This window comes from Cupriavidus sp. SK-4, assembly GCF_000611125.1.
Taxonomy (GTDB): Bacteria; Pseudomonadota; Gammaproteobacteria; order Burkholderiales; family Burkholderiaceae; genus Cupriavidus; species Cupriavidus necator.
The window spans coordinates 12,461-26,705 of sequence record NZ_JFJW01000146.1; the positions used below are offsets into that span (position 1 = coordinate 12,461).

At 66.7% G+C, this 14,245-nt stretch carries 11 protein-coding genes; 4 read left to right on the top strand and 7 right to left on the bottom strand.

All coding sequences use genetic code 11. The features are described 5' to 3' along the window. Nucleotides 1-31: 31 nt before the first annotated feature. The 7 genes from CF68_RS28975 to CF68_RS29005 form a co-directional block, all read right to left on the bottom strand. Nucleotides 32-1,594: a TolC family protein gene (locus CF68_RS28975; protein ID WP_035825765.1), complete on the bottom strand. Its 1,563-nt coding sequence runs from the start codon at nucleotides 1,592-1,594 to the stop codon at nucleotides 32-34. Continuing rightward, the gene (locus tag CF68_RS28980; protein WP_035825766.1) at nucleotides 1,581-3,560 is read right to left on the bottom strand and encodes an FUSC family protein; all 1,980 of its coding nucleotides are present in this window, start codon (nucleotides 3,558-3,560) and stop codon (nucleotides 1,581-1,583) included. The genes CF68_RS28975 and CF68_RS28980 overlap by 14 nt, the downstream gene beginning before the upstream one ends. Next, nucleotides 3,541-4,590 (bottom strand): multidrug transporter subunit MdtN, encoded by a 1,050-nt coding sequence (gene mdtN, locus CF68_RS28985; protein ID WP_035825769.1) that lies wholly within the window; start codon nucleotides 4,588-4,590, stop codon nucleotides 3,541-3,543. The genes CF68_RS28980 and mdtN overlap by 20 nt, the downstream gene beginning before the upstream one ends. After that, entirely contained in the window at nucleotides 4,587-4,850 is a 264-nt protein-coding gene (locus CF68_RS28990) for a hypothetical protein (protein WP_013957040.1), read from the bottom strand. The genes mdtN and CF68_RS28990 overlap by 4 nt, the downstream gene beginning before the upstream one ends. A gap of 128 nt (nucleotides 4,851-4,978) precedes the next feature. Beyond that, entirely contained in the window at nucleotides 4,979-5,257 is a 279-nt protein-coding gene (locus tag CF68_RS28995) for a hypothetical protein (protein ID WP_035825771.1), read from the bottom strand. Between the two features lie 280 nt (nucleotides 5,258-5,537). Then, complete coding sequence (locus tag CF68_RS29000; protein ID WP_035825773.1) at nucleotides 5,538-7,016, bottom strand: DASS family sodium-coupled anion symporter; 1,479 nt, start codon at nucleotides 7,014-7,016, stop codon at nucleotides 5,538-5,540. A gap of 54 nt (nucleotides 7,017-7,070) precedes the next feature. Then, nucleotides 7,071-8,018: a lactate dehydrogenase gene (locus CF68_RS29005; protein ID WP_035825775.1), complete on the bottom strand. Its 948-nt coding sequence runs from the start codon at nucleotides 8,016-8,018 to the stop codon at nucleotides 7,071-7,073. Between the two features lie 209 nt (nucleotides 8,019-8,227). On the opposite strand from CF68_RS29005, the gene CF68_RS29010 reads away from it, so the two are divergent. The 4 genes from CF68_RS29010 to CF68_RS29025 all read left to right on the top strand — a co-directional run bounded on the left by CF68_RS29010 (nucleotide 8,228) and on the right by CF68_RS29025 (nucleotide 14,233). Then, the gene (locus CF68_RS29010) at nucleotides 8,228-8,815 is read left to right on the top strand and encodes a hypothetical protein (RefSeq protein ID WP_035825777.1); all 588 of its coding nucleotides are present in this window, start codon (nucleotides 8,228-8,230) and stop codon (nucleotides 8,813-8,815) included. A gap of 29 nt (nucleotides 8,816-8,844) precedes the next feature. After that, nucleotides 8,845-9,864: a hypothetical protein gene (locus tag CF68_RS29015; RefSeq protein WP_035825779.1), complete on the top strand. Its 1,020-nt coding sequence runs from the start codon at nucleotides 8,845-8,847 to the stop codon at nucleotides 9,862-9,864. A 218-nt stretch (nucleotides 9,865-10,082) separates the two neighbouring features. Then, nucleotides 10,083-12,821: a LuxR C-terminal-related transcriptional regulator gene (locus CF68_RS29020; protein WP_051591740.1), complete on the top strand. Its 2,739-nt coding sequence runs from the start codon at nucleotides 10,083-10,085 to the stop codon at nucleotides 12,819-12,821. Between the two features lie 275 nt (nucleotides 12,822-13,096). Then, the gene (locus CF68_RS29025; RefSeq protein ID WP_035825872.1) at nucleotides 13,097-14,233 is read left to right on the top strand and encodes an acyl-CoA dehydrogenase family protein; all 1,137 of its coding nucleotides are present in this window, start codon (nucleotides 13,097-13,099) and stop codon (nucleotides 14,231-14,233) included. The last annotated feature ends 12 nt before the right edge of the window (nucleotides 14,234-14,245 follow it).

Below are 14,245 nucleotides of genomic sequence, written 5' to 3' on the forward strand. Positions count from 1 at the left end.
GTGCGAAAGCGCGCGTGCCACAAGGGCCGTGTCATCGCACCGGCCACCCACCCCCTTCGCGCACCGCGCCAACCGACCCCGTCGCCAGCGCCAATGTCGCCGCAGCGGCGAGCGCCCCGTTATAGGCGTCGGCAGACGCATTGCGCGCCAGCAGCAACTGGTTCTGCGCCAGATTGGCTTCGGTGACAGACCCCACGCCCTTGCTATACGCGGCGAAGGCTGCGTCATAGGTGGTCTGCGCGGCTTCGGCCAAGGCTCTGGCCGCATCGTAGGCGGCCAGGCTCGATTCGAGTGCGCTCTGGCTGACCACGACCTGGCGCACGGACTCTTCCTTGGCGCGCGTCAGCCTGGCCGACGCGCTGTCGGCGTCGTTGCGCGCCTGCGCCAGCACCGCGGAGCGCACCCCGCCGTCGTAGATCGGTACGGTCACGCCCAGGAACACGCTGGCGCCGTAGCGGTAGCCGCTCAGGTTGACCGTGGGCGGCTGCTGGCCGACCGGCGGAATCGCGGTGATTGCCGAGCCGCCGGACGCGTACGACGTGAATGCCGACATGAATACCTTGGGCATGAAGCCGGCCTCGGCCGCCCTGACCTTGGCCTGGCTGGCGCGTTCGATGGCATAGGCCGCCAGCACGTCTGGCCGGCTTGCAATGGCACGTTCGACGATCTGTTCGATCGAGCTGCGCATGGCCGGCGACAGGGGCCGCACCGGCATCTCGGCAATGCGGGGTTTGGAAAGCGGGGAGATGCCGATGGCCGTGACCAGTGCCAGGTAGGCATCGGTCTCGGCCCCTTGCGCCTGCACTGTGGCAAGGTTGGTCTGCGCACGATTCTGCGTGGCCTGGGCGACTTCCACCACGGTGCCGATGCCGCGCTGGTAACGCGCCTTGGCGGCGGCAAGCACGGCATCGGCGTTGCGCATCGCCTGCTGCACGGTGGTCGCGCGTGAACGCGCGGCCTGGTAACGGTAGAACGCCGTGCTGACTTCGTGAATGATCTTCTGGTGTGCCGCGGTAAAGCCGATGTTCGCGGCAATCGATGCCTGTTCAGTGGCATCGACAATACCCGCGCGCTCGCCGAAATCGAACAGCAGCCACTGCAGCGACAGCACCGAGACCGCGCCATGCGTCGACGCGTTCGCGCCCAGCGTGCCCAGCGCCGTGGACGAGGCGCTGTGCCCGTTCTGGTAGCCGCCCATCGCCGCCGCGGAGATGTACGGCAGGTAGCTGCTCCTGGCGATGCCGGCGGCCAGTGCGGCATTGCGCGCGTCGTTCCAGGCAATCCGGGTCAGCGGGTTGGTGGATTCGGCCAGGTCGATCAGCTCGGGTAGCGTGTACGCGTGCGTGGTGTCGAGTGCGGCAGGCGGGGGCACGGACGCCAGCGCGGTGTTGGCCGGCAGCGTGTAGTCGGATGGCCGGGTTGCCGGCGCCGGCTTGCTGGCCGCGCCCGGCACGATCTCGCCGGACGCGGTGGTCTCGGGCTGCCAGGGCCGGTCGGAGGCCGGCGGGGCCAGGTCGAGCGATGCGGTGGCACATCCGGCCAGCGTCACGGCGGCTAGTGTCAGCGGGATCGCCAGCGAATCAGGTTTGCGCATGAATGGAAGTCGGAGAGGTCGCAGCCGGTGCCTCGGCGGGCGAATCCGCCAGGCGCCGGTCGACCATTGCCAGCAGGGCGTGACGGGCCTTGTCGGCTTGTGCATCGTCGGTGCCGTTGGCAGCTTGCGCGGTTGGCGCTACAGCGTCGGTAGCCTGCAGCGTGTGCAATCGTCGTGCAATTTCCGGGTCGCCGGGAAAGCGTTCCGCGAGCAGGAACACGGGTCCCGCAATCGCATCGAGCACGGCCAGGCGCCGGCGCCGGTCGTCGATCCAGTCCCGGCCCGGGCCGACCGATGCGGGTTCATAGTTGGCCAGGATCAGGTCCTGCGTGATCTCGCCGTGCAGGGCCATGGCGGCCGCGGCATGGCTGCGCCGTGCATCGGACCGGCGCGCCTCGGTCAGTTGCTGCCATTGCGTGACCAGTGCCGCCAGTGCCGCTTCGATGCGGCTGGCAATGCTGACCGGCCAGATCCGCGTGAAGACCAGGTACACGACGAGATTGCCCAGCACCACGCCAATCACCCGGTCGCGTGCAATGGTCAGGTCAAAGCCCGGTCCGGAACCCTGGATCACGCACAGGTAGAACGCAAAGGCCACCTGGAAGCCTGCGTAGGCAATGCGCGGCGAGCCCTGCGCGACCCACGCCGATATCCACGTGCCGGCAAACACCAGCAGCATCAGCCCGCCCACCGAGGTGAGTGAAGGCACCACGTAGACAATGGCTGCCGTGCCGATCACCGCGCCGACCAGGCAGCCGGCCAGCCGCAGCGTCAGCTTTTCCACGGTTTCCGCCGCGGTGCCAAGCGACACCAGGTAGCAGGTGATAAAGCAGGTATGAATGCCCGGCCAGTTCAGCTGCTGATACAGCAAGTAGCAGAACATTGCCGCGCCGGTGGTCTTGAGGGCGTAGCGGACATGGACCGGATTCGAGAACGCGTCGGCATCGAGGAAGCCGCCATGCGCTTTGTCGGCTTGCTCCTGCGGCGCTGGGTCGCCTGGCTCCGCATAGCGGTTGATGGCGCCGACCAGTTCCGCGGCAACCGCTGCCTGCACGGGCGGCAGCCCTTCAAGACCGGGCACGCCCAGCCCGATTTCCACCGGATAGCCGCCGGCATCGAGCATGCGCGCCATGTCGTCGAGCGTGGCGGCGATGGGCATGGCAACTGCTGCCGGCAGTTGCGCCCCGGGCTGCCGGCGTGCGACATCTGCCGCCAGCAGGATCGCCATGGTCGATGACGCGGCCTGCCGCAGTGCCAGCAGGTCCTGCGCGTCGATGCTGCCTTCGATCTTTGCCAGCTTCAGCCAGCCTGCAATGGGCTGGACGCCATCGCGCAAGGCCTCGTGCAGCGCCTCGGGGTCACCATCGGGAGCTTGCAGGCTGCGTGAGGCAAGCCGCAGGCAATGGGCCAGGCGGTCGGTCGCCAGCCGGCGCGGCGCCGGGCCCAGCACCAGGTTGACCACCACATTGACGCCGAGGGGAATCGCCACCATCAGCCAGGCATAGAGCAGGGCACGCGTGGCGATTTCGCCGGCCGGCACCAGCCCGAGCTCATCGAGCGCAAAGCCGATGATCATCGCCACGATGCCGCCGATTGGCCGCAGCTTGCTGGCCGAGGTCAGGAACAGCACGGCCGCCGACGCCACCGCCATGCACGCCACGCGGCGCAGCGGGTCGTCGACACTGAAATCCGCCAGCCAGATAACCAGGCCGATGACCAGGCTGACCAGCACCAGCGCAGCCACGCTCATGACGATGCTGGAGGTGCGGTCGGCCCGGTTGATGAAGAAGATCACATAGGCGGAGATGGCAGCTTCAGGGGTGCCATAGATACTGGTCACCAGTACTGTCAGGGTGCAGGCCAACGTAATGCGCGTGGTGGCCGCCGCACGGCCGGGGAGCGGCGCCAGCAGGGCCCGGATATCCGCCAGGCCCAGGCGCAGCTTGTCAGCTGCAGGCTGCGCCATGCCGGATCTCGACGGTTGCGCTCGCGCCCACCCTGGCCAGCGCTTCCGGCGGATCTGCCAGCTTGATGCGCACCGGGAAGCGTTTGGCCACGCGTACCCAGTTCACCGACGGCTGGACATAGGGCAGGGAGCGCGGCAGGTTCAGGCGTTCAGTATCGGCGATGCCGACGCCGATGCCTTCCACCTTGCCGCGGATGGCCCGGCGCCGGTCGATCATCGAGTAGACCGTGGCACAGTCGCCGACATGGATATCTGCCAGCGAAGTCTCGCGGAAGTTCGCCACCGCGAACCATTCCCCGGTATGCACCAGCAGGAACAGCGACTGGTTGGGCAGCACGACCTCGCCGGACAGCACCGTCAGCCCGCTCACGCGGCCGGCATGCGGGGCGCGCACGACGGTGTCGTCCAGCGCGCGCCGCGCAATCGCCAGCGCCGCCTCGCGCGCATGCACGGTGGCGATGGCACCGGCTTCATCACCGACCGCCTGCGCCGTGGCGGCGCGCTGCACGTTGGCCTGCTTCAGCGTCACCGCTGCGTCGCGCTGCGCCACCTGCGCCTGGTCCAGCTGCTGCTTGGGCACGTAGCCATCCGCAGCCAGCGGGCGCAACCGTTCCACCGTGCGCGCCGTGAGCGCGTAGTTCTGCTCGGCCCGGGCGATCTGGTCTGACGCCACCGCCGCCGTGGCCTGCTCGGTGGCAATCGTGCGCCGCCGCGTGCCAAGGGTTGCCTGCGCCAGCTCCAGGTCGGCACGGGCCTGGGCCATGGCCAACTGGTACGGCACCGGATCGATCTCGAACAGGACATCGCCCTTGGCCACCAGCTGGTTCTCCGCCACGTGGATGCGCGCAATCCGGCCGCCGACCGGCGACGCTACGTGGACCAGGTCGGCATCGAGCGCGGCATCGTCCGATGCCGGGAAGCGAAGCGTGCGATGGTAGGCGTAGAAGGACAGCAGGGCGGCCAGCAGGACGATGACCAGCGCGATCAGTTTGCCGCGCAGCGGGCTCTTGCGGAGGCCGGCCATTTTCATAGGATGTGTCCCGTACCCAGTAGCCAGACGATTTCAGCAATCATGACGCCGATCGCCGTATTGACCAGAAGCTGGTAGCGGACCGTTTCCGCCCAGCCCGTCATGATGAAGATCCGATAGGACACAACCGCCCCGGCAATGCCAAGCACGGCGCTCAGGAGCCAGAGCGGGAAATAGGCACCGAACAGGCTGAAGGACGGGGCGCCGGCGCAGCCGTAGAGCGATGCCGCCAGCGCGGCGGGCAAAAGCGTGCGTGCCATGGAGGTTGGACCAGGATCGATCCACGCAATATAACAGCGTGGATTCTTGCTTGTCCAAGGCGCGGGCAGCGTGGGCGCACGGGCTGTTGCGTCGGCGATCAAGGATGATCGCGAACGCATGCGCGCGGCTATGGCAAATGCTTGCCGGGGAGCGTGGGTGCGGGTCCGCGCGTGCTGACAGGGCGTGCGCTACGCGGGTCGGCGGCTTGCCTGCCTGGCTTTGCCGTATTGTCCCTGCGCCCGGTGGGCATGCCGCGATTGCTGTCGGTGCGGTGCGTCGGACCGCCGAACGCGCCGATCCTGACTTCCTCGCCCATGCCCCCGACCACATGCTGCGCAAAGGCGGCCCCCGAGGCCGTAGTCAGCATGGCGATTGCCATCAGCGGGTACGCGTGGATCTTCTTCATTTTTGCCTGTTTTTTGTGTGGTGGGCCCGGGCGGGCAAGGTTCAGGCAGCGGAGGGTAAATCAAGCGGATGTCCGTGTATGTAAGCTATTGTTAGCGACGCCGGCAGTCGGATAGGGATGCGTGATTGGCGCGAGTTGTTCCAACCACCAAAGAATGGGGGTAAGTGCTTGTTGGTGCACGTGCGATCAAGAGGTGGATGGCTTGGCGACCGGCACTGGACGCTGCCCGGAGCCAGCTCCCCGATCAGGAGGCTGGCTCATTTTCTTGCCCGATGCGGTGTCAGACGTGCCCGAGGAACTGCCACCAAAGCGGGCCTATCACCAGCCAGACGAACATGTAGATCAGGCTCATCAGAAAGCCAGCCTTCCACCATTCCCCCTGGGTAACGTAGCCCGCGCCGAACATGACCGGTCCGGAGCCGATGCCATATTGGGTCAGGCAACCATTGACATTGCTCAGGACGCCGAGGGCGACTGCCGCGGTGAACGGCGGGATACCGGCCGCGACCATCAGCGCCATGGATAGCGGGAAGAGCGCGCTGATATGCGCCGTGGCGCTGGCGAAGAAGTAGTGAACGTAGCAATAGATCGCCGCCACCAGCATATAGACGGCCAGCCTGTGGAAGCCCTCTAGGTGTGCCCCGAACTCCTTCCCGAACCAGGCAACCATGCCGTACTCATTGAGCTTGGAGGCCAGCATGATCAGCAGGCCGATCCAGATCATGGTGTCCCAGGCGGACTTCTCGTTCAGGGCATCCTCCCAGGTCAGCACGCCGGTGATGAACAGCAGCGAGACGCCGAGAGCCGCCGCCAGCGTTGCGCCGATGGCCAGGTCCTCACCGAAAATCCAGAGCACCAGCAAGCCAAGGAAAATTGCCGCCATGATGATTTCCTTGGCGGAGATGGGACCCAGGGCGACGAGTTCCCTTTGGGCCAGGGCCGTTGCATCGGGGGTCTGGCGGATCTGCGGCTGGACAATCCACAGCATCGCGACCGGAATGATGGCCAGGCACACCAGGCCGGGAACCGATGCGGCCACCGCCCAGTCGAGCCAGCTGATCGAGACGCCCTGGTCCGCGGCCAGCTTGACCGCAAGGGGATTGCCAGCCATCGCCGTGATGAACATGCCTGCGGTAATGATGTTCGCGTGGAAGGCGCAGAGGATCAGATAGCTTCCCACCTTGCCGCGGGATTCCGGGTCATCGGCATGGCTGCCGAGGACTTCCGCGATCGCCTTGGTAATCGGCAGCATCACCCCGCCGGCGCGGGCGGTGATGCTTGGCATGGCGGGCGAGATCATGAGTTCGGTCAGGGCCAGCCCATAACCAAGTCCCACGGTTCGCTTGCCCAGCAGCCGCATGAACAGCAGTGCAATGCGGCGCCCCAGCCCGGTCTTGATCACGCCTCGGGAAATGAAGAAGGCGAGCATCACCAGCCAGACCAGGTCCGTGCCCGTGGATTTGGTGACGTCGGCAAAGGACACGACACCAGCAAGCACGCCTGCCGTGGCGCCGATGATGGCGACGGCCGCCATCGGCAGGGGAGCGGTCATGATGCCGGCGATGGTGGCGACAAATACCGCGAACATGTGCCACGCCTTCACCTCCAGGCCGGCCGGCGCCGGCAGGAACCAGAGCACGATGCCGATTCCCACCGGGACTAGAAATCTCCAGAGATCTTTGAGATGCCCTGCGGGGGCCGCTGGTTTCGTGGCCGGGGAGCTTGCAGGCGGTGGAGCCTTGGCGGGCGATACATCCATGATCAGCCTCCTGGCGGCGGCGTGGTTCGGTACTCCGGAGCGTGCGCGATGTCCCTACCGGTCCAGCAGCACGCTGTCGGTTGCCTCCTTGACGATGCGCGCGCTGCGCCGCAGGCCCTCGCGCTCGGCGGGGTTGAGTTCCGGGTAAGCCAGCAACTGCGCTCCGCCGCCATTGAGCACCATTGGCAGCGACAAACACACCTCTGGCACGCCTTCGACTTCGGGATGCACGATGCCAACCGTGAGAATGAGGTCGGCGTTATGCACGATGGCCTGGCAGATTCGCCCGATCGCACTGGCGATGCCATAGTGGGTAGCGCCCTTGCCTTCCTTGATGAGCTTGGCCGCCTCGTGCACGGAGCGTAGGATCAGATCGCGGCTGGCTGGCCCCAGCTCCTTGCCGGTCCTGGACAGGAAGGTTTCGAGGGGCATGCCGGAGACCGTTGCGCAGGACCATGCGATGACTGCGGATTCGCCGTGTTCGCCGACAACGTAGGCGTGAATCCCCGGCGCCACGACGCCCAGCCGCTCGGAGAGCAGCGATCGCAGTCGTCCGGTGTCGAGCGAGGTGCCGGTGCTGATGACGCGCTCCCGCGCGCAGCGCAGGCGGTCAAGAACGACGCCGGCCAACACATCGCAAGGGTTGGTCGCGATGACATAAATGGCATCCGGCGCCAGGGGCGCAATGCGATCCACGATTTCCGCCGCAATGCCCGCATTGGTCTTGGCCAGGTCCAGGCGAGTCTGTCCTGGTTTCACGCCGACGCCGGCGGTGATGACGACGACGTCCGCGTCGCGCGCGTTGTCGTAGTCGCCCGCGTAGAAGCGATTGTTTCCCCAGAATGCGGCGGAGTGGGCGAGGTCCAGCGCCTGCCCTTCGGCCCGGATTCGCGCAACATCGATGATGACCACCTCCGCGCTCGGGATGGCCACGGCCGCAAACAGGGCCGCCGAGCCGCCAACCAGTCCTGCGCCGACCACGACGATCTTGGGTTGATGCATTGGCATGCCTCCCACGTGCGTGGATAGTCGAATACCTGAACCAGGGGCCAGTCCGTGAACGCCGACGTCAAATGTGGAGTGAGGGGCGCGGGGCAGGCGAATAACCGTTCGTATGCTATGGTTTATAGACCTTTCCGGTAGAAGCGCCAGCGTCGTGCCGGCGCCGCCGAACGACGGCATGCCACCAGACGGGGCTCGAGGAGTAAGTCATGCATCCCAGCAAGCTAATCGTGGCGGCGGCACTCGCCGTGGCAACTCTTCCGGTGCTGGCACAGCCCGAGACGCGCGTGGACACGGTGTCGGGCGTGGGGGCTACCAGGACCACCGGCACGGTCAAGGCCACTGCCACGGTGGTGGCCATCGATGCCGCCACGCGCACCATTTCGCTCAAGAACAAGCAGGGGAAGGTCACGGACGTACAGGTCGGCGAGGACGTGCGCAACTTCGAGCAGCTCCGCGTGGGCGACATGGTCACCGTCGAGTACACGCAGGCCTTGTCAGTGGCTCTCGCCAAGCAGAGCGGCATGCGCTCCAGCACCGAACGCGAGACCGCCGACCGGGCCGTTCCTGGCGCCAAGCCCGGCGGCACGGTCGGGCGCGAGGTGACGGTCACTGCCGATGTGGTGGCCGTCAACGCCAAGACCGGCATGGTGACGCTCAAGGGGCCAAGGGGCAAGACGGTGGACGTGCATGTCGAGGATCCGAAGCAACTGAAGGCGGTTCGACGCGGTGACCAGGTGCAGGCCGTCTACACCGAAGCCCTTGCCATTTCTGTCACGCCCAAGCAGGCCCGCTGAGTAAGGCGGCGTCGGGTGGGAGCATGCCGATGGGTTTCCTGGGGTGGTTGCGCCGGCGCAATGCGCAAGTCCATGCGCACGGCAAGCAGGAGATTGCCGAGCTGGCCGAGCGCGTGACCCGGATCTATCCGCGCTTGCGGCTGGTGTCGCGCTACCAGCAGCGGCTTCGGCCTGCGCTCGAGCAAGCGCAGGACTACGTGCGCGAACTGGTCCAGGCTCTTCCCGCGCCGCGGGAGGCCAGCATGCAGGCATGGGGCGAAGACCCCTATATTCACGCCTTCTTCGGCACGCCGCGTGACGTGCAGCTGGCCTTCAGCCGCTCTCCTGAACTGCGAGCGTTCTTCGAACAGTGGCCCGATACGCCGCAGGCGTTTGCGGTGCTGGGGATGGCGATGACCGAGCGGCGCACGCTCGGGGTTGCGCTGGAAGGCGATGTCATGCGCACGGAAGTGCCGCAAACCACCGTCAGTTTCGGCGATCACAAGGTCAGGATCATCGCTCGCAGCGAGGCCGCGCTGCGCGAGGAAATTGTCCGGCGCATGTTCGATCAGTTCAGCATGGAGGGTCTCGCCCGTTTCGCTGCCGGCAAGTCACGCCGCGACGTGCTCGCGCGCGAGCAGGCGCTGCTGGTGGCGCGCCTGCGCCTGCTCCAGCAGCAAGGCACCGGCATGCGTTCGGTGCTCGGCGGCGATGCCGACGCAAGTCCCGGCGAGCAGACCGGCCTGAGCGAACAGATTGCCGTGAACGAGCAGGAACTTGCGCAGCTCGGCCCCGAAACCGGGGCGCTTGACCGTCAGCTGGAATGCCTGGCGGAGGTCCTGGCGGACGCACGCTCCTGCTTTTCCATCGAGCAAAGACACTTGCGGCTTAGTGCCATGAACGTGCTGCTCGCGGCGGACAGCGCGGGGCCGGCACAAGACATCGACCTGCTCACAGCCCACGTCCCGGGCGATCCGCCGCTGGTGCGATCCATCGCACTGGTGCGTTTCGCGCGTGGCGACATGCTGTCGCCCACCGCCCTGATCGAGGAGGCGGAGCGGCTGCTGTGAAAGCGAGGGGTTTTCTTGCGGAGGCCCGGACCCCTTAGGCCCGCACGGCGCGGCTCGGCCTGGAGCGCGATGCACTGGAGTACGCACCTGCGCTGCGTAGGCTATGCGGACGATGCCACCGCAATCCTCCTGATGGCTCCCCCGCAGACCACAGCCCTATAATGCTTCGTTCCCAATGCAAAGCGCTGCCGGAGTGATCAGACCGGCGCGACCCACACATGTCTTCGCATCCTTTCGAGCCGATTGCCGGTACCAAGCTGGTGCCCCCGCGACTTGCACGGCGGCCGTTGGTCCGCGATGCGTTGGCCGAACGCCTGCTCGAAGCGCGGCATCGGCGTTGTGTGGTGGTCCAGGGGCCGGCCGGATGCGGAAAGACCTCGACGCTCGTGACCTGGCGCAAGGCGCTGGTTTCGGTTGGCTTTGAAGTTGCTTGGCTGTCGGTGGCGGAAGAGGACAATGACCCGGCGCGCTTCTTCGACTGCCTGCTTGCCAGCATTCCGCTGGTTGATGCCGATATCGCGGCCAAAGCCGCCGATCTGACCGGGGACGGCAGCGATGCTTCGCGGGCAGAGCATTGGCTGGTGACGCTGATCGAGGCGATTGCCGGCCAGCCGCGCGACCTGGTCCTGATGCTTGACGACCTCCACCATATCGAGGACGCGCGCATCTGGCAGGCGCTGCAATGGCTGCTTGACTACGCGCCGCCGCAGCTGCACCTGGTGCTGTGCTCGCGTAGCCAGCTGTCGCTGTCACTGGCGCGCATGCAGTCGCAAGGGCTGCTTGCCGTCATCGATTTGCGCGACCTGCGCTTCAGCCTTGAGGAATCGGAGGCCTACCTGCGCGAGCAACTGGGCGAGATCAGCCCGCGCGATGCCCGGCGGCTGCATGAGCTGACCGATGGCTGGGTCGCCGGGCTGCAACTGTTCGCGCTGGATATCAAGGCCAAGCACGGCACCGGCTTCTCGCCCATTGCGCTGCGCGATGCGGGCGCCTTCGCCCGGTATTTCGAGCGCGAGGTGCTGTGCCGGCTCGACGCCGACGACCAGAAGCTGCTGACCTGCGTGGCCATTTGCAGCCGCTTCTGCGCGCACTTGTGCGCAACGCTGGTGGGCGAGCCGCGCGCGGTGGCGCGGATGATCACGCGGCTGGTCAGGCTCGACAGCAGCAATCTGTTCCTGATTCAGGTGAGTGGCCACGACCACGAGAGCTGGTACCGTCTCCACCCCTTGCTGCGCGAAGTGTTGCTTGCGCGTGTTGCGGCCATGCCCCACGCGCAGCAGCAAGCGCTGCACGCGGCTGCCTGGCGCTGGTTCGCGCAGCGCGAATACGTTGACGAAGCGGTCCGGCACGCGATGCTAGCCGGCGAGGAAGATGCCGCCGCGGATGCGATCCAGGCCCGCGCATCTGAACTGCTGGCGCGTGGCGGTCTTGGCCGGCTTACCAGCCTGCTGCGCTTGCTCCCCGCCAGGCAGGTCGAGTCGCGCTTTGCGCTGCAAATGCTGCAAGCGCACATCGACCTGCGCTCGTGCCATCTCGACGCAGCGGCCGAGGCGATCGGGCGGCTGGCGACGCAAGCTGCCGCCCTGGGCGAACGCGAGCGCTACGCCGTCACGGTGCTGCGGGGCGGCATGGCGCTGATGCAGGATGACATTGACGCGGCGGCGGCCTTGTTGCCGGAGCTGGAACGCGTGCCCCCTGACACGGATGACTTCCTGCTGACCGCGCGCGGCAATGTGATGGGCTGGGTCCACATGCACCGCGGCGAGCACGAGCGCGCGCGCCAGGTGCTGGCCGACAGCACGCTGCAGGGCGGCGCCATGGTCAGCGGCCTGGTCGGACGCTGCCTGTCCGGCCTCAGCTTGTCGATGGAAGGCAAGATCCTGCAGGCCGAGCCCGTGTTCCGCCAGGTACTGAGCGAGGCTGAGCAGCTCGGCGGCGTGTATGTGGGCGCCGCGCACATGGCAGCGGTGCTGCTGAGCGAGACCCTGTACGAACTCAATGAAATCGATGCGGTCTGCGAACTGCTGGAGAAGCGGATCGAGCAACTGGAGGCGGTCTCCGTTCCCGATGCGGTGCTGCGTGCCTTGCTGACGCTCGCGCTGGCGCACCGTGTCGCGGGCAGGCGACTGGAGGCCGCGGCCTACCTCGACCGTCTCGAAGACTACGCCGTGCAGCACCGCCTCGATCGCCTGCTGGTGATCGCACTTGGCGTCCGTTCGCGCTGGCTGTTGCAGGAGGGCGAGATCGACCAGGCCGAGGCCACCGTGACCCGTGCCCGCAAGCTCTGCCCGGACAGCGCATGCCGCTCTGCAACGTGGGAGATCAACGTCGCCGCGAGCCTGGCCTGCAGCGGATTGTGCCTGCACCGCCATGACTACGACGGTGCCATGACGCGCCTGAAGCCCCTGCTGGACAGCGTGCAGCTGGCCTCGCGCGGCCGGCACATTGCCATTGTGCTGATGCAGTGCGCCGTTGCCGAGCAGGGGCGCGGCAATGCCCGCGCCGCGCAGCATCACCTGTGCGAGGCCCTGCGCTATGGACAGCGGTTCGGCATGGTGCGCAGCCTGCTGGACGCCGCCAACGGGGGCATGAAGCTGATGGGCGAGTTTCTGCAGGCGCAGGCGCTCGAGCCGGTACTGGCCTTCTATGCGAGACGCCTGCAGGAGGCATCAGCGCGGTGGCGCGCCCATGCGGCGCCGGCCGCCGCCACGCGCCGCTCTGCGCCGATCAGGACGCTTAGTGAACGCGAAGCCGAGGTCCTGCAGCTGATCTCGCAGGCAATGTCGAACAAGATGGTGGCGCGCACCCTGTCCGTTTCGCCCGAGACGGTGAAGTGGCACCTGAAGAATATCTACATCAAGCTGGGTGTGACCGGCCGTGACGAAGCGGTGGCGTTGCTGCGCGACCTGCAGGCCGACGCGCCTGGCCGTCCCTCCGGCCGTCCATCCGGCCACTAAACGCCAGGCGCGTGTGCGCCCATTCTCCCTTGGATATTCCGGCCTTTGGCCGGCGCGGCTTGCCGACAGGCATCGCGCCGCCACGGCGAGGTGCTGCTCGTCTCCGCGAGGTGACGCTGACGCCCCATCTGTAACCGCCGCAGGGGGAGGGGGGAAGACTACCCAAATCGGGGAGGGGTGGTGGAGGGGCTCGCCCCGCATCATTGGCTCACCGCGGGCCGGCCCGGCATGCCAGCCGCCCAGCCTCGGCCAACACCGAACAGGGAGAAGTCTTCGTGGAAGTCGTCCGTCGTGTCTATCGTGAAGATCATGAGCAGTTCCGCACCACCGTGCGCCGGTTCCTGGAGCGCGAATGCCTGCCGCGACAGGAGCAGTGGTGGGCGGACGGCATCGTTGACCGCGAAACCTGGCTCAAGGCCGGGCGCGAAGGCCTGCTATGCACGGCGCTGCCGGTGGAATACGGCGGTGGCGGCGGCGACTTCGGCCACGCCGCCATCATTGCCGAGGAAATGGCGTTTACCGGCTGCAGCATTTCTTTCGGACTGCACTCCGATATCGTTGCGCCGTATATCGTCCGCCTGGGCACCGAAGCGCAGAAGCAGGCATGGCTGCCAGGCGTCTGCGCCGGCGAAACGGTGCTGGCGGTCGCCATTACCGAGCCCGGCGGCGGCTCGGACGTAAAGGCGTGCCGTACCACCGCCGTGCGGGATGGCGACGACTGGGTCATCAACGGCAGCAAGACCTTCATCTCCAACGGCTTCATTTCCGACATGGTGATGGTGGTCTGCAAGACCGACCCGTCGGCCGGGGCCAAGGGCATCAGCCTGATCATGGTCGAGACCAACCGTGAGGGATTCCGCCGCGGCCGCAAGCTGCAGAAGGTTGGCATGCACTCGCAGGACACCGCCGAGCTGTTCTTCGACAACGTCCGGGTGCCGGCAACCAATCTGCTGGGCGAGGAGAACAAGGGCTTCGGCTACCTGATGCACGACCTTGCGCAGGAGCGCTTCATCATTGCCATCAGCGCCGCCGCCAGGCTCGAGCGCCTGCTGGAGCAGACCATCGAGTACGTCAAGGACCGCAAAGCCTTCGGGCAGACCGTCTGGGACTTCCAGAACACCAGGTTCAAGCTCGCCGACGTCAAGGCCCAGTCAGTGGCGCTGCGCACGATGGTGGATTACTACCTCGGCGAGCATATGCGCCGCCGCCTCACGGCGGAGGAAGCCGCCATCGCCAAGCTGCATGCCACGGAAGTCCTGTGGAAGTGTATCGACGATATGGTGCAGCTGCACGGCGGCTACGGCTACATGCTCGAATATCCGATCGCCCGCGCTTTCGTCGACACGCGCGTCGCGCGCGTCTACGGCGGTTCCAACGAGGTCATGCGCGAGCTGATCTCGCGCAAGCTGTAACTCGCCCCCCCT